This window comes from uncultured Roseobacter sp., assembly GCF_947499265.1.
Classification (GTDB): Bacteria; Pseudomonadota; Alphaproteobacteria; order Rhodobacterales; family Rhodobacteraceae; genus Roseobacter.
In genome coordinates, this window is record NZ_CANMNK010000007.1 from 114,078 (window position 1) to 136,422 (window position 22,345).

Genomic DNA, 22,345 nt, shown 5'->3' on the forward strand with positions numbered 1-22,345 from the left:
TGCGTGCTGCACGGGATATGCCGCATGCGGTGCAGTTGCCGAGCGGAAGGGGCCAAAGCACATGGGGGCCACACAGAAAGACCGATGCGGCCCCCACGGCAGGGAGACTGGGAGATTTGATCTAGCTCTTTCGGGTTTTCGGGTGGAGTGAGGCCGCAAAAATATGGTCAGAGGCCCGCACGATACTACCCGCTTGATGCACGATATTCTGGTCAGGCCGCAACGCCACGGTCTCGTCCTTGTCCGGATAATCCAGATCGTACAGGAAATGCTTCATGCAATTCAGCCGCGCCCGTTTCTTGTCGTTTGACCGAATGACGGTCCAAGGCGCATCAGCGGTGTCGGTGTAAAAGAACATCGCCTCTTTCGCTTCGGTGTAATCGTCCCACTTGCCGAGGCTGGCGCGGTCGATGGGCGAGAGTTTCCAGCGTTTGAGCGGATCGGTCTCACGGGAAGCGAATCTGCGTTTTTGCTCCTCCTGCGTGACCGAGAACCAGTATTTGAAGAGCTTGATGCCACTGCGCACCAGCATACGTTCAAATTCCGGGGTCTGCCGCATGAATTCGAGGTATTCGTTCGGTTCGCAGAAGCTCATCACCCGTTCGACGCCTGCGCGGTTGTACCAGGATCGATCATAAAGAACGATTTCGCCTGATGTCGGCAGGTGCTTGGCGTAGCGCTGAAAAAACCATTGGCCTTTTTCTTCTTCCGTGGGTTTGTTCAGGGCAACAACACGCGCGCTGCGGGGGTTCAGGTGCTCGGCGAAACGTTTGATGGTACCGCCTTTGCCGGCCGCGTCCCGACCTTCGAACAACATGACGACCTTTTGCCCGGTTTCTTGCAACCAGAGTTGCACTTTGAGCAATTCGACCTGAAGTGCTGCTTTCTCCGCTTCATAGGCGGCGCGACCGAGGCGCTCCGCATAGGGGTATTCACCTTGTTCGAAACCGATGATTTCCGCGGTAGGTTGTTTAACTTTCGCCGTTACCGGCGTTTTTACTTGCGTTGACATATAGTCCCTCCTTTTAGAAGGCGGAGTCTAGCAAAGTAGTTACAAAACCGTCGTTGACCTGAATCAACATCTGCGGTGGGGTGAGAACCGCGCTCTGCCATGCATCATCAGCGTTGATCTAAATCATGTACGACCACGCGCGGACCTGAGATGCATGTTTACAGATGCCGAAAAAGAAAGTGGGGCGACGATGTTGGATATTGCTGTGACCAAAGTGGCTCAGATCATTCTCTATGGGCATGAGATTGACCGGGCAGAGGCCGAACTGCGTGGGTTTTTGGAAACCCTGAACGAAGATGAATGCCACAGCCTGATTGCCATCATGTGGATCGGGCGAGATAGTTTTGGCGCGGATGAGTATAGCGAGGCCTTGGAAACAGCAAAACGCGAGGCTGTGACACCGACGGCGGATTACCTGATCGGGACACCGCATTTTGCCGATCATCTTGAGGCTGGCCTGGAATTGCTGGGGACGTCAGCCTCGGATGCGGAGCAGTCACTGCTTTAAGACGCAGGAGGCGTGGCACAGAAACAAAGCCCCGGCGAAAACCGGGGCTTTTTCTTTTGCGAGCAGGGCGCGATCAGGGGCAGGCGGCGGTATAACGGGTGCCGTCGGCGTTCTGATAGACACAATCACCGCTGGCAGTGCGGCCGAGGAAATTGCCAGCAACGGCCCCGGCTGCCGCACCGATCAGGGCGCCTCTGCCACGGTCGTTGTCATCGAGGGCATACCCTACTGCAGCACCACCAAGGCTGCCGGCGATGGTGTTCTGGTCCTGGGTGGCGCAGGCGGCAAGCGCCGCGATCACGGGCAGCGTGAGAAATGCTCTATTCATGATGTCACTCCTTTTGACTGCCGGAAAAACGCAACGGGGCGCGGGAAGGTTCCCGCGCCCCTTTAATCTAGGCGGTGCGTCGCTCAGGCCAGCAGCCCGTCCGCGCGGGCTTTAGCCGAAGACGCGGGTAAGGGCGCCGTCGACGGCCTCAACGATCTGGTTGATGTCGTCCTTGGTGGCGATCAGCGCAGGCGAGAAGCACAGCGTGTTGTTCTTGCCGGGCAGCGAGCGGTTGGTGGCACCGATGATCACCGCCTGCTTCATGCAATCGCCGACCACGGCCTGCACCATCTTCTCGGCGGCCGGTTCGCGTGTGGCACGGTCTGCGACCAGTTCGGCACCGACGAAGAGGCCTTTGCCACGCACATCACCGATCACGGGGTGCTTGTCCTGCAACTCGCGCAGCTTGTCGACCATATAGTCACCCATCTGCACCGTATTCTCGAGCAGGTTCTCATCTTCGATGATCCGCATGTTTTCCAGCGCCGCCGCCGGACCCGCCGTGCAGCCGCCGAAGGTCGAGATGTCGCGGAAATAGTTCATGTGGTCCGAGGTGTCGTCCTTGAACATGTCAAAGACTTCGTTGGTGGTCGCGAGGCAGGAGATCGCGGCATAGCCGGAGGCCACACCTTTCGCCATCGTGACCATGTCTGGCTGGATGCCATAGTGCTGGTAGCCGAACCATGTGCCGGTCCGGCCCACCCCGCAAACGACCTCATCGATGTGCAGCAGGATGTCGTACTTTTTGCAGATCTCGGCAACGCGGGGCCAGTAGCCATCGGGTGCTTCGATTACGCCGCCGCCAGCGGTGACGGGCTCAAGGCAAAGCGCGCCCACGGTGTCGGGACCTTCGCGCAGAATGATCTCTTCGATCTGGTTGGCGGCCCATTCACCGTAGTTCTGCTCGGGCGCGCCTTCCTGCTCGTGCTTACGGTACTCCAGGCAATGCGGCACGCGGACAAAGCCCGGCGTGTAGGGGCCGTATTGCGCGTTGCGCTCGTCCTGACCGCCCGCGCTGAGGCAGGCGATGGTGGTGCCGTGATAGTCGCGGTCGCGATAGAGGATCTTGTGCTTCTTGCCACCATAGCGCTTGTGCGCGATCTGGCGGACCATCTTGAAGGCTTTCTCATTCGCCTCCGAGCCGGAGTTGGCATAGTAGATACGGTCAAGACCCGGCACCTTGGTCAGCAGCTTTTCGGCAAAGAGCGCGCCCGGCACGGAGCCCACGGTGCCGCCGAAGAAGTTCATTTTCACGATGGCGTCGCGCACGGCATCGCCCATGGTTTCGCGGCCATAGCCCACATTCACCGTCCAGACGCCCCCCGAAACGGCGTCGATATGCTCGATGCCTTTCTGGTCCCAGACCCGCAGGCCCTTGCCTTCGATGATGATCTTGGGATCGGCGCCGGTAAAGAAGGGCTGGTGCTGGATCAGGTGGTGCCACACATTTGCGCGGTCCGCTTCGACGACGCGGCTAAGGTCGTTCTCGTTGAAATTGCCGTCCATGGGTCGGGCCTTTCTGTTAGCGTAGAATCAGGTGAAATCGGATGGCGAGCGATCCGGATTTGACTGACATGACTGTTTTTCAGGCACTGGAAGTAGGGCCAGATATACCACAAAGATAGATCCAGATAGGCTGGTTGATCAAGCGATATCGGGTGCAGTGCCCTGTATTTATGGGCCAATTGGTACCAGCCAGTCAAATCCCATGCCAATATCACCCCGTTGACCGGTGCCGCATTTGTGAGCAACACCCGCGGCCATTTAAATCCCTGACGCTCTTTGGCGTGTAACTGCCCCCGATGCCGCCCCAGCCCAAGCGCTGGAGGGTGATCTGACGCTGGACGTGGCAGGGCACGAGGTGACGGCGGCCTCGGTGATCATTGCGACCAATGGCTATTCTGACAGTCTGGTCAAAGGGCTGAAGCAGTCGGTGCTGTCGCTCTATTCCAAGCAGATGGCGACCGATCCGTTGTCGGAAAGCGAGATCGGGCCGATCCTGCCACAGGGGCATATGATTTCTGACACCAAGCGCCTGATCATGTACACGCGGCGTGAACCCGGCGGGCAGATGTGTTTCGGCGGCATTGGCTTCAGCGACCGGCGGGGCGGCTTCGGTGGGTTCGGTTGGATTGAAAAAGATGCACCGGAGACCGTTCCCAGCCGCAAGGGCGTGAAGTGGTGTTGCAAATGGAGCGGGCGCATTGCGTTGACCGAAGATCGGGTGCCGCATTTGCATGGGCCCGCCCCCGATCTGATTGTTGGTCTGGAGTACAACGGGCGGGGCGTGGCAATGAGCCATGTGATGGGGCGCGAACTGGCCCGCAGGGCGCTGGACACCTCGGCGGAGGATCTACCGTTTCCGGTGACGAAGATTCCGTCCTACAAATTCCGCACCTCACAGGTGCTTGGCGCCGGGTTGGCCATGGCCGTGCTGCGCAGGCGCGACCAGATGGAGTGGAAAAGCGACGCCTGATGGTAAACTGGACTCATCTAGATGCAGAAAGTGGACGTTTGTTCTGATGCGCGCAACGTCACTATGCCGGGCGATGGAAGGCAGAAGGCCCTCCTGACTTCAGGCTTTTGCAATAGAGACTTTCAGGATTTTACAATGTCCTGAGATGATCAAAAAAGAGAGGCATAAATATCGGGCAGTTCCATTAAGATGACAGTTTTGTGCCAATAATGCTCTTGCAGGCGCTTCAAAACTGACATTGGATGACGATGTGCAGCGAAATCAAGAAGCGGCATGAAGCCGTGACGCACCAATAGAAGGCCGCCTTTGGAAGGTCGGCGTATGATCAACGGGAGAAAAAAATGATCAAGAAGACAGCATGTGCTTTTGTAGCGGGCGCCGTGATGGCGCTGAGCGCGCAAACAGCCGCAGCAGACGGCCACGGTGAGATCACCGTAGGCTATTTCCTTGAATGGCCGATGCCGTTCCTGGCGGCGAAAGCCTCGGGCGCCTATGATGAGGCACTCGGGATGAAGGTGAATTGGGTGTCCTTCGAGACCGGCACGGCGATGTCGGCGGCAATGGCATCAGGTGATGTGCAAATCTCCGTCAGCCAGGGTGTGCCGCCGTTCGTTGTGGCAACCTCGGGCGGCCAGGACATCCAGATCGTGGATGTGGCGGTCTCCTATTCGGAAAACGACAACTGTGTCGTGGCTGCATCGCTGGAGATTGACAAGGACAGCGCGGGTGAGTTGGCCGGTAAGAAGGTGGCTGTGCCGCTGGGCACTGCGGCGCATTATGGGTTCCTGCGCCAGATGGATCACTTTGGCGTGGACCTGGCGTCGCTGCAGATCGTCGACATGGCACCGCCAGAAGGAGCTGCTGCCCTGAGCCAGGGCGCGGTTGACTTTGCCTGCGGGTGGGGTGGTGGCCTCGCGCGGATGAGAGAATATGGCAACATCCTTCTGACCGGTGCGGAAAAGCAGGAACTTGGCATTCTGGTCTTTGACGTGACCTCGGCCCCGGCCTCCTACATTGCCGAGAGCGGTGATGTCGTTGCGAAGTTCGCGGCGGTGACGGCTGCGGCAAACGCCGAGTGGAAGGCCAACCAGAGCGACGAGATGCTGGCGGTGATCGCCGAGCAATCCGGTATGGATTTGGAAGCGGCGCGCGCTTCGATTTCGGGCTTTGAATTCCCTTCTGTCGAAGAGCAGCTTTCCGAAGCCTGGCTTGGCGGCAATGCAGCGACCTTCATGAAAGGCGTGGCGGATGTCTTCGTTGAATCGGGCTCCATCGACAAGGCGCTCGACAGCTACGAGGACGCGGTGAACACCGGTCCGCTCTCAGCAGCCAAGGGTATGTAAAACATACTGTAACGGCGCGAGGCATCCTCGCGCCGTTACTCTTTAAGGACCAGAGGCGGGGCCAACCCTGCCCGGCAAGCCGCCCTTTTTGGGCAACAGGTGGGGACCTCATGACCGGATTATCTATAGAAAATTTATCGATGCGCTTTGAGTTGCCCAACGGCGATCATGTGCAGGCTTTGCAGGATGTGTCGCTTGACCTCAAGGCGGGGGAATTGCTGAGCGTGCTGGGGCCATCGGGCTGCGGCAAGACCACATTGCTGAATATCGTGGCGGGTTTTCTGGCGCCGACCGCCGGAGAGTTGATCCTGAACGGCCACAAGGTGACGGGGCCGGATGCGGAACGCGGCATGGTGTTCCAGCAGGGGGCCTTGTTCGAGTGGATGTCGGTGCGCGAGAACGTAGGCTTTGGCCCCTCGATGAAGGGCACGCCGAAGCGCGACAAGGACGAAACGGTGGACCATCTGCTCGATGTGGTCGGTCTGCAGGACTTCAAGGAAAAGGCGGTCTACGAGCTGTCAGGCGGGATGCAGCAGCGGGTCGCCTTGGCGCGCTGTCTGGCCAATGATCCCGATGTTATCCTGATGGATGAGCCGCTGGGCGCGCTTGACGCGCTCACGCGCGAGAAGATGCAGAGCCTGGTGCTGAAGCTCTGGAAAGAGACCGGTAAGACCATCATCCTCATCACCCACTCGGTGGAGGAAGCTTTGCTCTTGGGCGAACGCCTGATCGTGATGGCGCCGCGGCCCGGACGCATCCACAAGGAATACCGGTTGCCCTTTGCGGATCTCGGCGTGGATGCCGATCTGCGCGAAGTGAAGAAACATCCCGACTTTGGGCCCAAGCGCGAAGAGATCTTGAACATGATCTGGGATATGGAAGAAGAAATTATGGGCGGTAAGGAGGACGCGGCATGATCCCTTTACTGATCTATATCATCATCTTTGTCGCCGCTTTCTTCATTGTCACCAAGGTGGTGCAGGGGGCTGGCCTCTCGGACTACACCTCGCTGAAAACCGTGACCTTCGGGGATGAAAGTGCGGTGCGGCCCAACCGGGCGGCGGGCATCATCTCGATCCTGACGATCTTCCTGATGTGGGGGATCTTCACCGGCTCCAGCCTGTTGCCGGGGTTCCTGCATGCGCCGGGCCCCTATGAGGGCACGACGAGCTTTACCTATACCGCACAGGCCGAAGGCCAGGCGCCCGATGACGCGACCGTCACCGTCGTTGTGCATCCGCGCGAGGTCGCGACGGATGCGCCGGAAGTCGATCCGGGCGACGGCTTTGCCAAGAACGATTCCGCGGCAATTGCACAGTGGCGCACCGGTCTGATCAACGTGGACCGCAACGATGACATCACCAAGAAAGATGGCGCCAAAGTCATCGCCATCAACGGCGAAAAGATCGCGCCAGGTGAGACGGTGAAGGTTGATGGCGGTGCGGTGACCCTGTCGGACAAGGGCACGCCGAACTTTGAGCCCACCAGGGGCTGGCAGATGGAACCGCTCTACCTGCCTGCGCCTGAGGCCGTCTGGACCCGTTCGCTTGAGATCATGAGCTCCGGCTTCCGGAACTTCACGCTGCTTGAGCACCTGGGATACTCGCTCTTCCGCGTGGTCGTAGGCTTTCTGATCGGTGCTGTCGTTGGCATCCCGCTGGGCTATGCGATGGGTCTGAGTGACTGGTTTCGGGGCTGGTTTGACCCGATTGTCGAGTTCATGCGGCCGGTGCCGCCGCTGGCGCTGATCCCGCTGGTGATCATCTGGGCGGGTATCGGTGAGGCGGGCAAGATCATCCTGCTGTTCCTGGCGGCTCTATGGATCATGGCGATTGCGGCGCGGTCCGGGGTCTCGGGCGTGAAGATCTCCAAGGTGCACGCGGCTTATAGCCTCGGCGCCAGCAAGTGGCAGATCATGCGCCACGTGATCGTGCCGAACTCGCTGCCCGAGATCTTCACCGGCGCGCGGGTTGCGATGGGGGTCTGCTGGGGCACGGTGGTTGCCGCTGAACTGGTCGCAGCCGAACAGGGGGCCGGCATGATGATCATGACCGCCTCGAAGTTCCAGAACACCGATATCGTGATCATGGGCATCATCCTCATCGGCGTCATCGGCTTCGGCATCGACATGCTCATGCGATGGGCCGAACGCATCCTCGTCCCATGGAAAGGCAAAGGGTGACGCAGCTGGAATCACCTAAATCCGGAAAGGCCCCGTGTGGGGCCTTTCTGCTATTGGCGACCGATCATTTGTGTAGCGGCATGCCAAAAGCAACATAACTGCGTCAGAAATCCCCAAAAACGTTCAGAATTACTCAATAAGCTTGTGTAATCGTGGATCATCAGTATCCCTGAGGAAACGAGCATATAAAAGGCAGGCTACCATGACATCCGAAACTCCCTTTGAGGGCGCCATGCCGGTGGATCCTGCGTCTAAACCTGCGGCTGCGTGGGTGAGCATTCTGGCCAAATATCGCGACCCGAACCCGGCGCGGTCGACCTTTGAAATTGCGGTGAGCCTTATCCCGTTTCTGGCAATCTGGGCCATCGCATGGTGGCTGCTGTCGATCAGCTATTGGGCGGCGTTTGCCCTTGCCTGCCTCAACGGACTGTTCCTCGTGCGCCTTTTTTGCATTCAACACGATTGCGGGCACGGGTCGTTTTTTGCCAATCGTGTGCTCAGCGACTGGACCGGGCGCGCCTTGGGCGTGCTGACACTGACGCCTTATGACGTCTGGCGACGGTCGCACGCGTTTCACCATGCCAGCGCTGGCAATCTGGACAAGCGTGGCATGGGTGATGTGGTCACGTTGACAGTTGACGAATATCGCGCGCGCGGCTGGTTTGGCCGGCTGCGGTATCGCGCTTACCGCAATCCCCTGGTTCTGTTTGTGCTGGGGCCCGCCTACCTGTTTTACCTCGAAAACCGGCTGCCTTTTGGCATGATGGACGATGGTTGGCGCATCTGGCTGAGCTCGATGGGTACCAATCTGGGCGTGGCGCTGACGGTGGGGCTGATCGTTTACTTTGGCGGCCTTATGCCACTGCTGCTGGTGTTTGTGCCGACAACGCTGGTGGCCGCGACGCTGGGTGTCTGGCTGTTTTACGTTCAGCATCAATTCGAAGAAACGCAATGGGACCAGCCAGAGGATTGGGCGCTACACGAAGCGGCGCTGCATGGCTCTTCGCATTATGTAATGCCTGGGATTTTGCAGTGGTTTACCGCCAATATTGGCATTCATCATGTGCACCATCTTTACAGCCGTATTCCCTTTTACCGGCTGAAAGAAGTGTTGCGCGATCATAGCGAATTGGCAGAGGCCCAACGGCTGAGCATTCGCGAAAGCATCGCCTGCGCGCGCCTGCACCTTTGGGATGAAAAACAACGGCGCTTGCTGTCATTTCGCCAGATGCGTGCGGCCTACGGCGTGATCTGAGCATCACGGTAAGGCTAACGGTACAGCGCCCATCGCAGTGCGTTCCGCTTCGCGAAACCGTTGCTGGCGATCGTGCCTGGCGACCATTCAGGTGGCTTCGGCATCCATCGCGCTGACGGCGCCAATGATGGGACACCAACCTTAGGATTTACGGCGTGGTGTGGCATTCGGGCCCTTGCCGGAGGGTTTGCCGCGTTTGTGAGGCGGTACAAACCTCTTGGAGGGATCTGCCGCGCGTTTTTTGGACGCATTCTGATCGCGGGGCGCGCCGCCTTTGCCACCGGGTTTTGTATCCCTGTTGCGATCCCCGCGGTTTTCGTTATCGCGTGTCCGACGCTCTGCCTTGGCGGTATCACGATTTTCCTTCGTCCAGACCGGCTTGGCCCGCGGTCCGTCGGCGGGAGCACTGGATTTGGCCTTCGGTTTGGCACCCGGTTTCATCGGCGAGCGCTCGGTCTTGTGGGACTTGGGCGGCTTTTTCCCCTTGGGTGCCGCGGCTGGTTTATAGGGTTTATCCGTGACTTCCGAGCGAGGCTTTTCGCGTTTGCGCGGCGCACCCGCGGCCTGCTCAGCCGCCAGCGGATCATAAGCTGGCTTTGCACGCCCGGGCTTCTTGAAGTCTGGTTTTGGGCCGCGCGGTTTCCGGTTTGGCGCCGGGCCGCGATCCAGGTTTGGCGCGGCGTCCAGACGCGTCAGCTGTGCACCCTTTTCCAGCACCATATCCGGGCCCACGGCTGCAACAAAAGCCTCCGCGCGACTGGCCAGCACCTCGACAAAACTGTGGCTTGGTTGAATGCGAATGGCACCGATATCGTCCTTGGTCAGGTTCCCCTTGTTGCAAACCATCGGCAGGAGCATCCGGGGCTCCGCGCCGTCTTTGCGCCCCAGGGAAATCGAGAACCAGACCGACGGGCCGAATTCCTTGCGCGGACGATCATCCTTCGCCGCGGGATCAGATAGCTCCTCCGGCGCAGACTTTCGTGCGCGGGTGAGGTTCACGAAAGCAGCAGCCAATTGCTCCGAGGTAAACTCTTCGACCAAACGCGCCACGATGTCCTGGGCGTCCTCGGGCACCGGCTCCGACCAAGAGGGATCGGCCAAGAGACGCGTCTCATCCTCCGCCAATACCTCTGCGGCGGAAGGCGGTTCGGCCCAGGCAACCTTCAGCTTCGCACCACCGATCAGCCGGTTGGCTTTTGAGCGCAGCTTCGGCGGAACGATCAGCGCCGAAACGCCCTTGCGACCCGCCCGCCCGGTGCGCCCGGACCGGTGCAGCAAAGTATCGGAATTAGACGGCAGATCGGCGTGGATCACCAGTTCCAGATTGGGCAGGTCAATCCCGCGTGCGGCCACATCGGTGGCCACGCAAACTCGCGCCCGCCCGTCACGCAAGGATTGCAAGGCGTTCGTGCGCTCAGATTGGGTCAATTCCCCCGAGAGCGCCACAACCGAGAAGTTTCGGTTCGTCAGCCGGGACGTCATGCGCGCCACAGCCGCGCGTGTGTTGCAGAAGATGATGGCGTTTTTGGCCTCGTAAAACCGCAGCACGTTGATGATGGCATTGTCGATGTCGCGCGGATGCGTTGTCAGCGCCCGGTATTCGATGTCCGAATGCTGGCGCGTCTCACCAGCGGTGGACACGCGCTGCACATCTCGCTGGTAGCTTTGCGCCAGCTTAGCGATGGCCGCTGGCACCGTGGCGGAGAACAGCAGGGTGCGCCGATCCTCGGGTGTTTCCGACAGAATGAATTCCAGCTCTTCGCGAAATCCAAGATCCAGCATCTCGTCGGCTTCGTCCAACACCACCGCGCGGATCGCGGAGAGGTCAATATTGCCGCGCTTTATGTGATCGCAAAGCCGTCCCGGGGTGGCGACCACGACATGCGCGCCCCGCTCCAACGCGCGCCGTTCGGTCCGGCTGTCCATGCCGCCCACGCAGGAGGTGACCACGGCACCGGCCAATCCATAGAGCCACGTCAGTTCACGGTTGACCTGCATGGCCAACTCGCGCGTCGGCGCGATGATCAATGCCAAAGGCGCGCTTGCCGGACCGAAGTGCAGCGCCTCGCCCAGCAGGGTCGGGGCGATGGCAAGGCCAAAGCCGACGGTCTTGCCTGACCCGGTCTGGGCCGAAACCAGCAAATCGGCCGCTACCAGATCGGGATCTGTTACGGCCTGCTGCACGGGGGTCAGCGTTTCATAGCCTTGTTTTGCCAAGGCGTCGGAAAGGGTCTGGATCACGGAAGTACCTGTCTCTTGGGCGGCAGAGGGTCGTTGGGATGCACCAAGGGGTGCGCCGCGTTGCGGCGTCGTTATGCCTTTGGGGCGCAAGAGTCGATGAGAATCTGCTCTGTTGCCGGCAGGGCCCGGGTGGTCATAGCGGCTTTGACCTTAAAAACCGAAGGTTGGTCCGCGCGAGGCGGCGCGCCTAGGGCCGTTCGTCAGGCAGATGACCAAAGCTGACAGCCAACCGGTTCCATGCGTTCATCTGCGCAATGATCAGGGTAAGATCGACGATCTGCGCGTCAGAGAATTCGGCTTTCATCGCATCGAACAGGTGATCAGGCGCGCCGTTATCAGGCAGCAGGGTGATGGCTTCGGCCCATGCCAGGGCAGCCTTTTCGCTGTTGGAGAAAAACGGGCATTCCCGCCAAACGGTCAGACAATCTAGGCGTTGTTCGGTCTCACCAGCGGCGCGTGCCTCGCATGTGTGCAGATCGACGCAATAAACGCACCCATTGATCTGCGAGACGCGCAGCTCGATGAGCGCGCGCAGTTTTGCGTCTATGGTGGGCATATGCGTCTTGGCTTTCGCCATGCTTGCGATCGCAGGTCCGTTCACGGAGAGATAGTCCAGGCGTTCAATCATCATCTCGCTCCCAACAGTCTGCGCTACTCTGGCAGGACTTTGATCTCGCGGCCAGTTCCAGGTCTCAGGCGCCACCACGTTGACCACAATCAAGCCACTCCGCTTGAACGGGCAGGCCGCGGAAGCTGGTCAGGAAGCCTGAAGATGTCGGGTCGGGATTTTGGTGGAGCCTAGCGGGATCGAACCGCTGACCTCCTGCATGCCATGCAGGCGCTCTCCCAGCTGAGCTAAGGCCCCATTGTGCGCCCTTACGGGTCTCACGGGATGGATCGTTAAATCCAGTGCGCCGCTGAATAGGCGCATCACGGGGCGGGATCAAGTCAAAAAACCCGCCGCCCCGCGCGAAATCGTCAAATCAGTTGTCGTCGTCTTCCGATGCGACGTCCGCAATCTCTTCGAGCGGCACGCTGTCATCATCATCTTCGTCGTCATCCAGGATATCGTCACCCAGATCTACATCAACGTCCTCTTCATCATCCAATACCACATCATCCTCTTCCGTAGAGGTTTTGGCCTTGGCCTTGGCGGATGCAGCATCCTCGGCGTCCGCCGCGATCATGCGTGATTTGCTGAGGTCAATCTCGACCACTTCGCCGGTGTAGGGGCTGACGATCGGATTCTTGTTCAGATCATAAAAACGTTTGCCGGTGGTGGGGCAGAGGCGCTTCGTTCCCCATTCTTCTTTGGGCATGAAAAACCCCCTTTTCAATTGCTGTTCTGCTGTAGATGATTCCGGCCAAGTGCCATATGAAACGGAGGCTGTAAAGGCCTGCCGCGCGGAAGGTCACCCCAGAGAGCCCGTTATGCCCCAGATCATCCTGCCCGGCGACCCGCCCATCCCCTTGATCCTGCGGCGATCGACCCGTGCCCGCCGGATTTCGCTGCGAATCTCCCAACTGGACGGGCGCGTTACACTGACCTTGCCAAACCGGGTGCCCGAACGCGAAGCCATGGCCTTTGCCCGCGAAAAGGAGGGATGGATTCGCAAACATCTTGAGGCGCGTGGCGACGATGTTGCGGTGCGTCTCGGCGCGGTATTGCCGGTAGGCGGTGTGATGCACGAAGTGGTTGCCGGTGCGGGCAGGCAGGTGCGCTTTGACGGCGCGCGCGTCGCGGTTCCCGGCCCGTCTGATCGGATTGGCGCGCGTTTGGCGGGGTATCTCAAAACCGTGGCTCGCGCGCGTCTGGCGGAGGCGTCGGATCATTTCGCCGCCAAATTGGGAAAGCCCTATTCTGCGATCACCCTGCGCGATACCCGTTCCCGCTGGGGCTCCTGCACTGCCGAAGGACGGTTGATGTATTCATGGCGGTTGATTATGGCGCCGCCGGACGTGCTCGACTACGTCGCGGCGCATGAAGTCGCGCATCTGTCCGAGATGAACCACGCGCCTGCTTTCTGGAACGAAGTCCAGCGGATTCACGGTGCGTACACCGCGCCACGCGCATGGCTGCGCAAACATGGGGGCGATCTGCACAGATATCGGTTTGACCGGTGAAACGCGCCGGGGCTTGACCTGAGCAAGGTTTGTGATCACAAACCGATGATGATCCTGAACCCGCGCCCCGTTGATGCCACGCCCGTTGCCCATGATCGCGTTTATCGCGCGTTGCGCGGTCGGATCATGCAAGGGGATTTGCCGCCTGGACAGGGGCTGACACTGCGCGGCATTGGCAAGGAATATGAGGTTTCGATGACCCCTGCACGAGAGGCGGTGCGCCGCCTTGTGGCGGAGGGGGCGCTCACGATGTCATCTTCGGGTCGCGTGACCACACCTGAGTTGAGCAACGAACGGATCGAAGAGCTTGCAGCGCTGCGCGCCCTGATCGAGGTGGAACTGGCCAGCCGCGCCTTGCCCCGTGCACATATGGCATTGATTGAACGGCTGCAGAGCATCAACGCGACCATCGCCGAAGCAGTCGCGCATCGGGACGCGGTGAACTACATCAGGACCAATCTGGAATTCCACCGAACCTTGTACTTGCGCGCGCAAGCGCCTGCGATGTTGGCCATGGCCGAAACCGTCTGGCTGCAGATGGGGCCCACGATGCGCGCGCTCTATGGTCGGCTGCGCAAGACAGAACCACCCCAGTTCCATCGGTTGATCATCGCCGCTCTGCGCGCCGGGGATGAGCCGGGTTTGCGTCTCGCGGTACGCTCGGATGTGACGCAGGGTTTGCGAATGCTGGCCAGCTAAGCCACGTTCTGACGCGACGTCTGCCCTTGTGTATTTCAACCATAAATTGAATTTTACCAAAATTCAGCCCTTTCGGGGACACAATTATACGTTGTATTCAGCGCATGGCGTGAGGGGTTGGACTTTGGTTATTTTTGGTAAGTGGTGTAATGAGCAAAGAGAAAAAGGTGTTTTCCGGGAAGATCAGACCCGCGGAAGCAAATGATATTCCGGCTGTATTGCGGATGGTGTCAGAATTGGCGGATCATCACGGGGATGTGGCCACCGTCACAGCACGGGAACTGGCGCGCGATATTCTGGGACCGCAGCCTTGGGTGCGTATTCTGCTGGCCCTTCATGAAGACGAAACCATTGGCTATGCGGCCCTTTGTCCCTTGGCGCAGATGCAGTTCGGGGTGCGGGGCATGGACCTGCAGCATCTCTATGTTATCCCGGAAGCGCGCCAAATGGGGGTTGGCAAAGCCCTGATCAAGGCCAGCCAACGGCTCGCGCAGCACCAAGGTTGCCGATATCTGATCGTTGGGACCCATCCCGACAACACCCTGGCCCAGCAGATTTACCCAGCTTTGGGGTTTGACGAGATCGACCCTCCGGGCCCGCGCTTTCGGATCCGGTTTGAGGCGGCGGTGTAGCGATCAGGCCGCGAGGCCTTTTGCGCCAATTTCAAGGAATTTGTTGCGGCGGTCCGCGACCAGAGCCTGCGCGTCCTTGCCCTGCAGATCCTGCAACATGCCTTCAATGGCGCGTCCAACGGCCGCGATTGCCGTGGCTGCATCGCGGTGCGCGCCGCCCATGGGTTCAGGGATGATCCGGTCAATCACACCCAATTGCTTGAGATCGCTGGCGGTCAGGCGCAGCGCTTCCGCGGCCTCGCGCATTTTTTCCGCGTCTTTCCACAGGATCGAGGCGCAGCCTTCGGGGCTGATCACCGAGTAGACTGAGTGTTCCAGCATGGCCACGCGGTTTGCCGTTGCAAAGGCTACCGCCCCACCGGAGCCACCCTCGCCGATGACCACGGAAATCAGCGGGACGCCGATTTGCAAGCATTTCTCCGTCGCGCGCGCAATGGCTTCGGATTGGCCGCGCTCTTCGGCACCTTTGCCCGGGTAAGCGCCGGGCGTGTCGACCAGGGTGATCAGCGGCAGGCCAAACCGATGGGCGATGTCCATCAGGCGGATGGCCTTGCGATACCCTTCAGGACGCGCCATGCCGAAATTGCGCTCGATACGGGATTTCGTGTCATTGCCCTTTTCATGGCCGATTACCATGATCGGTGTGTCATTGAACCGCGCCAGCCCGCCCATCACCGCGTGGTCATCCGCAAAATTCCGGTCACCTGCCAGCGGAGTGTAATCGGTGAAAAGGGCGTTGATGTAGTCCTGACAATGCGGGCGCTCGGGGTGCCGTGCGACCTGGCATTTGCGCCAGGGGGTCAGAGATTTATATAGGTCTTCCAGCATCGCACTGGCCTTGACGTCCAGTGCCGCCGCTTCTTCGGTGACGTCCATTTCTTCATTGGCGCGCGCGAGGGCCCTGAGTTCCTCCGCCTTGCCTTCGATCTCGGCCAGCGGTTTCTCGAAATCCATGTATTGGGTCATGGTCGACCTTATCGTTGTTGCTCACCCGTATATGGCGGGCATTGCGGGGCAATGCAACGGCTCTCAGGCGGGCAACAGGACGGGGTAGAGCGAGGCGATCAGCAATCCGGCCATTGTCCAGTTGAACACCTGCAGGCGGGTCGGATTGGTCAGCACGCGTGCCATCTGTTGGCCCAGAAGGGTCCAAAGCGTGATCGACGGCAGGTTCACAAGGCCAAAGACCACCGCGACGATGGCGAAGGCGGGCAGGGTTTGTCCGGGCGCATAGACCGAAAGTGCGGTGAGTGCCATTGCCCAGGCTTTGGGGTTGACCCATTGAAAGGCGGCCGCCTGGAGAAAGGTCATTGGCGTGCCTTCGGCGGCAGATTTCCGGATCGGTGCGGCGTTGGCGATCTTCCAGGCGAGATACACAAGATAGACAACCGAGAATACTTTCAGAAGCGTGTAGCTGACCGGATAGGCGTCAAAAATCCGGACCAGCCCGGCGCCAACCAAGATGATCATTACCGCAAAACCGATGGAGATGCCCAGCATATGAGGAAGGGATCGGACAAAGCCATAGTTGGCCCCCGAGGCCATCAGCATCAGGTTGTTGGGGCCCGGGGTTGCCGAGCTGACAAAGGCGAAAAGCGTGAGAGCGGAGAGAATTTCGAAAGTCATGGCGCAATTATTGCGGTTTTTTACGACTGGAAATTGCGTTTTTGTGTATTTTGGGTCAAAGATCGCAACATATGGGCGGAATTGATCAGAAATCAGAGCATATATTGCGTGAGTTGAAGCGCAATGGGCGCATCAGTAACCTCGAACTGGCCGACCGGGTGGGTCTTTCGCCTTCTGCTTCGCTCCGCCGGCTACAGGAATTGGAGCGCAGCGGTGTCATCAAGGGCTACCGCGTTGTGCTGGATCCGGCGCCGCTCGGGATCGGGTTCGTTGCCTATATCGGGGTCGGGCTGGGGGATCATTCAAAAGCCTCGCAGGAGGCATTCGAGCGGGCGATTTCGCGGGCCTCGGAGGTTGTGGAGTGCCACAATATCACCGGTTCCATCGAGTATCTGCTGCGCGTGGAATGTGCCGATCTGCCGAGTTACAAGAGTTTTCACACGGACAAATTGGGGGCTCTACCGCAGGTTAATTCGATCACGTCTTATGTGGTGATGGGGTCGCCCAAGGACGAACGCGCGTAGGCGAATCTCCCGCTGCGCCAAAAGAGATGAATACCTTCGGTGAGGATATTTTTGGCCAGAAGAAACCGCTACTGACTGGCGGCGGTGGCGATTGCGTTGAATTTGGCGTCAAGTTCGACCGCGAGATCGGCAAGCGCCTGGCCGCCCTCGTCCAAATAGGGCGCAAAGACGAAGCCCGGAGTTTTGTAAGAGAGGGTCGCGGTGCCATCCGCCTCTTCGGTGACGTAAAAGCGAATGGGCGCTTCGATCATCGCGGCGGTTGAGGTCGCCAGCACTTTCACCGCAAAATCATTGTTGAATACGCCGACAACGCGGTTTTCGGGAATGGCAATGCCCCGGTTGCGCGCCGCCCCAGTTGGGCCTGCCTGTGTGACGACACCCATCTTGTTCGCCTTGACCGCTTTTTTCAGGTCGGCGAGGAGCGTCGCGTGCGCCTTGCCGGTTTCGATGACAACCCAACCCTCGCGCGGCGCGATAGATTGCGCCTGGGCGGAAGTGATCCACAGGCAGGTGACGGCCAGGGCGAAGAGTCGGTACATGGGAGGCTCCAGTTCTGATGTGGACACTCAGCCACCAACCCGCGCGAAAGCCAAATCAAAGATACGTTAGCCGTTGATCATTTCGGACTGTCGTACGATGACTTCGGCCTGTTTGATCGATGCAATGTCAACCAGACGACCCTTGTAGACGGTTGCGCCTTCGCCCTTGGCTTTGGCCCCTTCCATGGCGGCGAGGATTTCGCGTGCTTCGGCCACGGCTTCGTCGGAGGGGGTGAAAACCTCATTGGCGATGGCAACCTGCTTGGGGTGAATGGCCCATTTGCCAACCATGCCCAGCGTGGCGGAGCGGCGGGCCTGGGCGCGGAACCCGTCATCGTCCGAAAAATCGCCAAAGGGGCCATCGACGGGCAGAACACCGTGCGTGCGGCAGGCGGCAACGATCGCGGCTTGCGCCCAGTGCCAGGGGTCGGACCAATGTTTCTGACCCTCGCGGATCATGTAGTAGTTTTCCTGCGTGCCGCCGATGCCGGTCGTTTGCATCCCCATGGAGGCGGCGAAATCGGCTGCCCCCAGGCTCATGGCCTGCAGGCGGGGTGAGCTTGCCGCGATCTCCTCAACATGTGCAATGCCAGCGGCGGATTCGATAATGACCTCGAAGCTGATTTTTTTGGCACGCCCCTTGGCGGCTTCAATAGCCGTGACGAGCGCGTCCACGGCGTAGATGTCGGCGGCGCAGCCGACCTTGGGGATCATGATCTGATCCAGCCGGTCGCCCGCCTGCTCCAAAAGATCGACCACATCGCGATACCAGAAAGGCGTGTCCAATCCGTTGATCCGCACGGACAAGGTCTTGGTACCCCAGTCGATGTCAGAGATGGCGGCAATGATGTTCGCGCGCGCGCTGTCCTTGTCGGAGGGCGCAACGCTGTCTTCGAGATCGAGATTGATCACATCCGCAGCGGAGGCCGCCATTTTCTCGAAAATCGCCGGGCGCGACCCGGGACCGAAGAGCTGGCAACGATTGGGGCGGGCGGGGGCGGCAGGCTGGATGCGGAAACTCATGCGGGACCTTCGGGTAATAAAATTACGATTGCGTTGCGTCTGTTGATATTAAATTGCGCAAGATGCTGCAAGTGCATTTTGCAGATGCAGCATGGGATTCGACGGGTGGCTCTTGGTGCGGTGCTGAATTCTTCGTCAATTTCTAAAAATATTCGAAGAAAATTGCGTGTGAGGAACAAATATTACTTCATTAACGATGTCATTGCAGGTCAAAGGAGAGAAATTGCACTGAAATTTACGGAGGCTTAACCATGATCCAGACACCATATCTTTTGTTCCTTGGCGACGCGCCGGATCAACTGGCCGCAAAGGTCGCGCAGGGCATCAAGGACTGGCGTCCGGAAAACGCGGTTGGCCAGTTCCGCCTGCCGGGCTGTGGTGCGGACATGGGTCTTACAGACCTGACGCTAGAGGAAGGCCTGAAAGCGGGGGCCAAGACGCTTGTGATCGGCGTGGCCAACCGCGGCGGCGTGATTTCGGATGAATGGAAAGTGGTTTTGGTGCAGGCGTTGCAGATGGGGTATGACATCGCTGCCGGCCTGCACAACCTGCTGCGCAACGAAGATGAGCTGCAGGCAGCGGCGAAGGTCAACGGCGGCACGCTACATGATGTGCGTGTACCTTCGGTGGCCTATCCGATTGCAAACGGTGTAAAGCGCACGGGCAAGCGGGTGCTGGCGATCGGTACCGATTGTTCCTGCGGCAAGATGTATACGGCGATGTCCATGGATGCCGAGATGGTCAAACGGGGGTTGAAATCCGATTTCCGCGCCACCGGACAGACGGGTATTCTGATCACGGGCAAGGGCGTGCCGCTGGACGCGGTGATCGCGGATTTCATGGCGGGAGCGGTCGAGTACCTGACACCGGACAATGACGCGGATCACTGGGATCATATCGAAGGGCAGGGGAGCCTTTTCCACGTATCCTATTCCGGCGTGACCATGGCGCTGATCCATGGCGGGCAGCCGGATGCGCTGATCCTCTGTCACGAGCCGACACGCACGCACATGCGCGGGCTGCCGAGCTACGGCCTGCCCACGTTGGAGCAATTGCGCGACACCGCACTGCCGATTGCGCGCGTGGCCAATCCTGACTGTCAGGTCACAGGCGTTTCGGTCAACACCAAGGCGCTGGATGAGGACGCGGCAAAGGCGTGCCTGCAGGAGATCGAGGACCGGATGGGCCTGCCGGCTTCCGATCCGTTCCGTTTTGGCGCGGGCAAGCTGGTGGATGCGTTGCTGGCGCTGTAAATCGGTCTTTGTGTCGCCGCGTCGGGCGTGAGTGTTTGAAGAAGGGTAGAGGAGCCAGCATGCGCATTACCGTCAGCCACGATGTATTCCGTCTCGCGCAGGTTTTCACGATCAGCCGAGGGTCGCGGACGGAGGCAAAGGTGCTGACCGTGCAGGTGACAGACGGGACGCATACGGGATGGGGCGAATGCGTGCCCTACGCCAGATATGATGAAACGCTCGACAGTGTAACGGCGGAGATCGAAAATCTGCCCGAGGATGTAACGCGCGCTGCGCTTTACGATCTGTTGCCTGCGGGGGCCGCGCGCAACGCGGTGGATTGCGCGCTATGGGATCTGGAGGCGAAACAAGCAGGCAAACGTGCGTGGGAGCTGGCCGGATTGCCCGCACCGGGGCCAGAGATCACCGCCTATACCCTGTCGCTGGACACGCCCGAAAACATGCGTGCGCAGGCGGCGCAACACGCCCACAGACCCCTGCTGAAAATCAAACTGGGCACGCCAGACGACATGCCCCGGCTGGAGGCCGTGCGGGCGGGCGCGCCGGATGCCAAGATCATCATTGATGCCAACGAGGGCTGGAGCGCAGAGGTCTACGCGGATCTTGCGCCGCATCTGGTGCGTCTGGGCGTGGCCCTCGTGGAGCAGCCCTTGCCCGCAGGTGAGGACGAGGCGCTGATCGGGATGGAACGCCCTGTACCGGTCTGTGCCGATGAAAGCTGTCATGACCGCGCGAGCCTGCCCAAGCTCAAAGGCAAATACGATGTGATCAATATCAAGCTGGACAAGGCGGGTGGGCTGACCGAGGCGCTGGCGCTGCGCAGCGAGGGGTTGGCGCAGGGCTATGACATCATGATCGGATGCATGGTCGGTTCCAGCCTGGCCATGGCCCCGGCGGTTCTACTGGCGCAGGGGGCAATGGTGACGGATCTGGATGGCCCGCTTTTGCTGGCCGAAGACCGTGACACGCCGCTGCTTTTTGATGAAAAAGGCGTTCATCCCTCAGATGTGGGGTTGTGGGGCTGAGGAATGCCGGTAAACCCTTGAAGACGTGGGATCGAAACCAGCAACCGGCGGCACCCGGACGAAGGAGACCAAAATGCGCACAGTATACTTGAATGGTGACTACCTGCCCGAAAACGAAGCATCGGTCTCGATCTTTGATCGCGGGTTTCTGATGGCTGATGGCGTCTATGAGGTGACCTCGGTTCTGGGCGGCAAGCTGATCGATTTTGACGGTCACGCGGTACGGTTGCAGCGGTCTCTGGACGAGTTGGATATGCGCAGCCCGATCAGCAAAGAGGATCTGTTGGAGGTGCACCGCGAGTTGGTGCGCGTCAATGAGATCGACGAAGGCATGATCTATCTGCAGATTACCCGCGGTGCGCCGGGGGATCGGGACTTTGTGTTCCCCGATCCCGAAACGACGGTGCCGACAATTGTGCTTTTCACCCAGTCCAAACCGGGATTGGCCAACAGCCCGGCGGCGCAAAAGGGCATGAAGGTCATTAGCATTGACGATATCCGCTGGGGGCGGCGTGACATCAAGACGGTGCAGTTGCTCTATCCTTCGATGGGCAAGATGATGGCGAAAAAGGCCGGTGCGGATGATGCTTGGATGATCGAAGACGGATTTGTCACCGAAGGCACCAGCAACAATGCCTATATCGTCAAGGGCAACAAGATCATCACCCGGGGTCTGAGCAACGATATCCTGCATGGGATCACGCGGGCGGCTGTGCTGCGTTTTGCGCAAGAGGCCCAGATGGAAGTGGAAGAGCGCAATTTCACGATTGATGAAGCGAAGGCGGCGGACGAAGCTTTCATCACCTCGGCCAGCACCTTTGTGATGCCCGTTGTGGAGATTGACGGGGTGGCTTTGGGTGAAGGTGTCCCCGGGCGGGTCGCGCCGCGGCTGCGCGAAATCTATCTGGAAGAAAGCATGAAAGCCGCGATCTGACGGCGCACCGGCTTTTCCTGATCACGTTAGGGCGGGGGGGGTCAGCGGATGACCTCTCCTGGAATGTGACCGCAGCTTTCGATCATCTTGAGGTATGCGGCTGTAAAACCCGCCAGCGAAAAGGTTGTGACAGGCTCGCGTGCCGCGGTGTCCCTGCTGACACGGTAGATTGAAATGGTCTGCGCGCTGCGCATCGATTGTAGCATCCACAGGATTTCCCGCGGGAAGGGCTGTACGCGCGCGAAGGGGAAAACACCTTCCTCATATCCGGTCTCCAGCGTAGCTTCGGCGCCGGAGCCATCGTCAAATTCATAGATGATGTAGTCGCCGGGCTGGATCTGGGTGCCATAGCCGCGGGGTGCCCGTTCCTCAATGAGCGGCGCGGGATAGTCCAGCGGCGGGCCGACATCGCCATTGCTTGTGGTGATCGACAGCCGTGGCAGCCCATCACCGCCGGTCGAAGCAGAGCAGGTGCGGCGCAGATCCTGACCGGTGTCGACTTCGGTGATGTAAACCGACCAATCCTTGTACTGCACATAGGTGTTGGCAAGGGGCCAGCCGGGCAAGGCCGCAAGCAGCAAGATAAGCAGAGGTCGCATCCGAAGGCTCCTGTCTCGGGAT

General features: G+C 59.6%; 24 protein-coding genes and 1 tRNA gene. 13 read left to right on the forward strand and 12 right to left on the reverse strand.

The window, feature by feature from the left end; translation table 11 throughout:
• Positions 1-121: 121 nt before the first annotated feature.
• Positions 122-1,012, reverse strand: a complete 891-nt coding sequence (gene ppk2 / locus Q1A63_RS18960; RefSeq protein WP_298974537.1) for a polyphosphate kinase 2 — start codon at positions 1,010-1,012, stop codon at positions 122-124.
• Positions 1,013-1,202: 190 nt separating this feature from the next.
• Here ppk2 and Q1A63_RS18965 point away from each other — a divergent pair, with 190 nt between their 5' ends.
• A complete protein-coding gene (locus Q1A63_RS18965) occupies positions 1,203-1,520 on the forward strand; it encodes a DUF3775 domain-containing protein (RefSeq protein ID WP_298974539.1) in 318 nt (105 codons plus the stop codon).
• Positions 1,521-1,593: 73 nt separating this feature from the next.
• Here the strand turns inward: Q1A63_RS18965 and Q1A63_RS18970 are convergent, their stop codons facing one another.
• Together Q1A63_RS18970 and Q1A63_RS18975 are read right to left on the reverse strand one after the other, a co-directional pair.
• Entirely contained in the window at positions 1,594-1,848 is a 255-nt protein-coding gene (locus Q1A63_RS18970; protein ID WP_298974541.1) for a YMGG-like glycine zipper-containing protein, read from the reverse strand.
• 111 nt (positions 1,849-1,959) lie between these two features.
• The gene (locus tag Q1A63_RS18975) at positions 1,960-3,354 is read right to left on the reverse strand and encodes an aminotransferase class III-fold pyridoxal phosphate-dependent enzyme (protein ID WP_299632375.1); all 1,395 of its coding nucleotides are present in this window, start codon (positions 3,352-3,354) and stop codon (positions 1,960-1,962) included.
• 340 nt (positions 3,355-3,694) lie between these two features.
• Here Q1A63_RS18975 and Q1A63_RS18980 point away from each other — a divergent pair, with 340 nt between their 5' ends.
• The 5 genes from Q1A63_RS18980 to Q1A63_RS19000 all read left to right on the forward strand — a co-directional run bounded on the left by Q1A63_RS18980 (position 3,695) and on the right by Q1A63_RS19000 (position 9,104).
• The gene (locus Q1A63_RS18980; RefSeq protein WP_298974545.1) at positions 3,695-4,324 is read left to right on the forward strand and encodes an FAD-binding oxidoreductase; all 630 of its coding nucleotides are present in this window, start codon (positions 3,695-3,697) and stop codon (positions 4,322-4,324) included.
• Positions 4,325-4,665: 341 nt separating this feature from the next.
• Positions 4,666-5,667, forward strand: coding sequence for an ABC transporter substrate-binding protein (locus Q1A63_RS18985; RefSeq protein ID WP_298974547.1), 1,002 nt, complete (start codon positions 4,666-4,668; stop codon positions 5,665-5,667).
• Positions 5,668-5,777: 110 nt separating this feature from the next.
• Positions 5,778-6,584, forward strand: coding sequence for an ABC transporter ATP-binding protein (locus Q1A63_RS18990; protein WP_298974548.1), 807 nt, complete (start codon positions 5,778-5,780; stop codon positions 6,582-6,584).
• The gene (locus Q1A63_RS18995) at positions 6,581-7,849 is read left to right on the forward strand and encodes an ABC transporter permease (RefSeq protein ID WP_298974550.1); all 1,269 of its coding nucleotides are present in this window, start codon (positions 6,581-6,583) and stop codon (positions 7,847-7,849) included. The genes Q1A63_RS18990 and Q1A63_RS18995 overlap by 4 nt, the downstream gene beginning before the upstream one ends.
• A gap of 232 nt (positions 7,850-8,081) precedes the next feature.
• Positions 8,082-9,104, forward strand: a complete 1,023-nt coding sequence (locus Q1A63_RS19000) for a fatty acid desaturase (protein ID WP_299408477.1) — start codon at positions 8,082-8,084, stop codon at positions 9,102-9,104.
• A 141-nt stretch (positions 9,105-9,245) separates the two neighbouring features.
• Here the strand turns inward: Q1A63_RS19000 and Q1A63_RS19005 are convergent, their stop codons facing one another.
• The 4 genes from Q1A63_RS19005 to Q1A63_RS19020 all read right to left on the reverse strand — a co-directional run bounded on the left by Q1A63_RS19005 (position 9,246) and on the right by Q1A63_RS19020 (position 12,664).
• On the reverse strand, positions 9,246-11,345 hold the full coding sequence (locus Q1A63_RS19005) for a DEAD/DEAH box helicase (RefSeq protein WP_298974552.1): 2,100 nt from the start codon (positions 11,343-11,345) through the stop codon (positions 9,246-9,248).
• Between the two features lie 187 nt (positions 11,346-11,532).
• Positions 11,533-11,973, reverse strand: a complete 441-nt coding sequence (locus Q1A63_RS19010; protein WP_298974554.1) for a carboxymuconolactone decarboxylase family protein — start codon at positions 11,971-11,973, stop codon at positions 11,533-11,535.
• Between the two features lie 161 nt (positions 11,974-12,134).
• Positions 12,135-12,210 (reverse strand) — tRNA-Ala (locus Q1A63_RS19015).
• Positions 12,211-12,328: 118 nt separating this feature from the next.
• Entirely contained in the window at positions 12,329-12,664 is a 336-nt protein-coding gene (locus Q1A63_RS19020; protein ID WP_298974557.1) for a TIGR02300 family protein, read from the reverse strand.
• Positions 12,665-12,776: 112 nt separating this feature from the next.
• Between Q1A63_RS19020 and Q1A63_RS19025 the strand changes: the two genes are divergently transcribed.
• The 3 genes from Q1A63_RS19025 (at position 12,777) to Q1A63_RS19035 (ending at position 14,800) form a co-directional block, all read left to right on the forward strand.
• Positions 12,777-13,469: a SprT family zinc-dependent metalloprotease gene (locus tag Q1A63_RS19025; RefSeq protein WP_298974558.1), complete on the forward strand. Its 693-nt coding sequence runs from the start codon at positions 12,777-12,779 to the stop codon at positions 13,467-13,469.
• 48 nt (positions 13,470-13,517) lie between these two features.
• The gene (locus Q1A63_RS19030) at positions 13,518-14,168 is read left to right on the forward strand and encodes a GntR family transcriptional regulator (RefSeq protein WP_298974561.1); all 651 of its coding nucleotides are present in this window, start codon (positions 13,518-13,520) and stop codon (positions 14,166-14,168) included.
• A gap of 149 nt (positions 14,169-14,317) precedes the next feature.
• Positions 14,318-14,800 carry a GNAT family N-acetyltransferase gene (locus Q1A63_RS19035; RefSeq protein WP_298974563.1) on the forward strand — a complete coding sequence of 161 codons (483 nt, stop codon included), beginning with the start codon at positions 14,318-14,320 and terminating at the stop codon, positions 14,798-14,800.
• A gap of 3 nt (positions 14,801-14,803) precedes the next feature.
• Here Q1A63_RS19035 and Q1A63_RS19040 read toward each other — a convergent pair whose 3' ends face one another.
• Both Q1A63_RS19040 and Q1A63_RS19045 read right to left on the reverse strand, forming a co-directional pair.
• A complete protein-coding gene (locus Q1A63_RS19040; RefSeq protein ID WP_299632377.1) occupies positions 14,804-15,766 on the reverse strand; it encodes an acetyl-CoA carboxylase carboxyltransferase subunit alpha in 963 nt (320 codons plus the stop codon).
• Positions 15,767-15,829: 63 nt separating this feature from the next.
• The gene (locus tag Q1A63_RS19045) at positions 15,830-16,426 is read right to left on the reverse strand and encodes a LysE family translocator (RefSeq protein WP_298974567.1); all 597 of its coding nucleotides are present in this window, start codon (positions 16,424-16,426) and stop codon (positions 15,830-15,832) included.
• 71 nt (positions 16,427-16,497) lie between these two features.
• On the opposite strand from Q1A63_RS19045, the gene Q1A63_RS19050 reads away from it, so the two are divergent.
• Positions 16,498-16,950, forward strand: a complete 453-nt coding sequence (locus Q1A63_RS19050; protein ID WP_298974568.1) for an Lrp/AsnC family transcriptional regulator — start codon at positions 16,498-16,500, stop codon at positions 16,948-16,950.
• Positions 16,951-17,018: 68 nt separating this feature from the next.
• Here the strand turns inward: Q1A63_RS19050 and Q1A63_RS19055 are convergent, their stop codons facing one another.
• Positions 17,019-17,489 carry a DUF302 domain-containing protein gene (locus Q1A63_RS19055; protein ID WP_298974569.1) on the reverse strand — a complete coding sequence of 157 codons (471 nt, stop codon included), beginning with the start codon at positions 17,487-17,489 and terminating at the stop codon, positions 17,019-17,021.
• Positions 17,490-17,555: 66 nt separating this feature from the next.
• Positions 17,556-18,512 carry an L-malyl-CoA/beta-methylmalyl-CoA lyase gene (locus Q1A63_RS19060; protein WP_298974570.1) on the reverse strand — a complete coding sequence of 319 codons (957 nt, stop codon included), beginning with the start codon at positions 18,510-18,512 and terminating at the stop codon, positions 17,556-17,558.
• Between the two features lie 251 nt (positions 18,513-18,763).
• Here Q1A63_RS19060 and dgcN point away from each other — a divergent pair, with 251 nt between their 5' ends.
• The 3 genes from dgcN (at position 18,764) to Q1A63_RS19075 (ending at position 21,724) form a co-directional block, all read left to right on the forward strand.
• On the forward strand, positions 18,764-19,765 hold the full coding sequence (dgcN, locus tag Q1A63_RS19065) for an N-acetyltransferase DgcN (protein WP_298974571.1): 1,002 nt from the start codon (positions 18,764-18,766) through the stop codon (positions 19,763-19,765).
• 59 nt (positions 19,766-19,824) lie between these two features.
• Positions 19,825-20,790: an N-acetyl-D-Glu racemase DgcA gene (dgcA, locus tag Q1A63_RS19070; protein WP_298974573.1), complete on the forward strand. Its 966-nt coding sequence runs from the start codon at positions 19,825-19,827 to the stop codon at positions 20,788-20,790.
• Between the two features lie 73 nt (positions 20,791-20,863).
• Entirely contained in the window at positions 20,864-21,724 is an 861-nt protein-coding gene (locus tag Q1A63_RS19075; protein ID WP_298974576.1) for a D-amino-acid transaminase, read from the forward strand.
• A 41-nt stretch (positions 21,725-21,765) separates the two neighbouring features.
• Here Q1A63_RS19075 and Q1A63_RS19080 read toward each other — a convergent pair whose 3' ends face one another.
• A complete protein-coding gene (locus Q1A63_RS19080) occupies positions 21,766-22,323 on the reverse strand; it encodes a hypothetical protein (RefSeq protein WP_298974577.1) in 558 nt (185 codons plus the stop codon).
• Positions 22,324-22,345: the final 22 nt, after the last annotated feature.

Bases quoted from the DNA above. Each gene is read 5' to 3' on its own strand.
- ppk2 (WP_298974537.1), bottom strand. From the start codon at position 1,012: ATGTCAACGCAAGTAAAAACGCCGGTAACGGCGAAAGTTAAACAACCT.
- Q1A63_RS18965 (WP_298974539.1), top strand. From the start codon at position 1,203: ATGTTGGATATTGCTGTGACCAAAGTGGCTCAGATCATTCTCTATGGG.
- Q1A63_RS18970 (WP_298974541.1), bottom strand. From the start codon at position 1,848: ATGAATAGAGCATTTCTCACGCTGCCCGTGATCGCGGCGCTTGCCGCC.
- Q1A63_RS18975 (WP_299632375.1), bottom strand. From the start codon at position 3,354: ATGGACGGCAATTTCAACGAGAACGACCTTAGCCGCGTCGTCGAAGCG.
- Q1A63_RS18985 (WP_298974547.1), top strand. From the start codon at position 4,666: ATGATCAAGAAGACAGCATGTGCTTTTGTAGCGGGCGCCGTGATGGCG.
- Q1A63_RS18990 (WP_298974548.1), top strand. From the start codon at position 5,778: ATGACCGGATTATCTATAGAAAATTTATCGATGCGCTTTGAGTTGCCC.
- Q1A63_RS18995 (WP_298974550.1), top strand. From the start codon at position 6,581: ATGATCCCTTTACTGATCTATATCATCATCTTTGTCGCCGCTTTCTTC.
- Q1A63_RS19000 (WP_299408477.1), top strand. From the start codon at position 8,082: ATGCCGGTGGATCCTGCGTCTAAACCTGCGGCTGCGTGGGTGAGCATT.
- Q1A63_RS19010 (WP_298974554.1), bottom strand. From the start codon at position 11,973: ATGATTGAACGCCTGGACTATCTCTCCGTGAACGGACCTGCGATCGCA.
- Q1A63_RS19020 (WP_298974557.1), bottom strand. From the start codon at position 12,664: ATGCCCAAAGAAGAATGGGGAACGAAGCGCCTCTGCCCCACCACCGGC.
- Q1A63_RS19025 (WP_298974558.1), top strand. From the start codon at position 12,777: ATGCCCCAGATCATCCTGCCCGGCGACCCGCCCATCCCCTTGATCCTG.
- Q1A63_RS19030 (WP_298974561.1), top strand. From the start codon at position 13,518: ATGATCCTGAACCCGCGCCCCGTTGATGCCACGCCCGTTGCCCATGAT.
- Q1A63_RS19035 (WP_298974563.1), top strand. From the start codon at position 14,318: ATGAGCAAAGAGAAAAAGGTGTTTTCCGGGAAGATCAGACCCGCGGAA.
- Q1A63_RS19040 (WP_299632377.1), bottom strand. From the start codon at position 15,766: ATGACCCAATACATGGATTTCGAGAAACCGCTGGCCGAGATCGAAGGC.
- Q1A63_RS19045 (WP_298974567.1), bottom strand. From the start codon at position 16,426: ATGACTTTCGAAATTCTCTCCGCTCTCACGCTTTTCGCCTTTGTCAGC.
- Q1A63_RS19050 (WP_298974568.1), top strand. From the start codon at position 16,498: ATGGGCGGAATTGATCAGAAATCAGAGCATATATTGCGTGAGTTGAAG.
- Q1A63_RS19055 (WP_298974569.1), bottom strand. From the start codon at position 17,489: ATGTACCGACTCTTCGCCCTGGCCGTCACCTGCCTGTGGATCACTTCC.
- Q1A63_RS19060 (WP_298974570.1), bottom strand. From the start codon at position 18,512: ATGAGTTTCCGCATCCAGCCTGCCGCCCCCGCCCGCCCCAATCGTTGC.
- dgcN (WP_298974571.1), top strand. From the start codon at position 18,764: ATGATCCAGACACCATATCTTTTGTTCCTTGGCGACGCGCCGGATCAA.
- dgcA (WP_298974573.1), top strand. From the start codon at position 19,825: ATGCGCATTACCGTCAGCCACGATGTATTCCGTCTCGCGCAGGTTTTC.
- Q1A63_RS19075 (WP_298974576.1), top strand. From the start codon at position 20,864: ATGCGCACAGTATACTTGAATGGTGACTACCTGCCCGAAAACGAAGCA.
- Q1A63_RS19080 (WP_298974577.1), bottom strand. From the start codon at position 22,323: ATGCGACCTCTGCTTATCTTGCTGCTTGCGGCCTTGCCCGGCTGGCCC.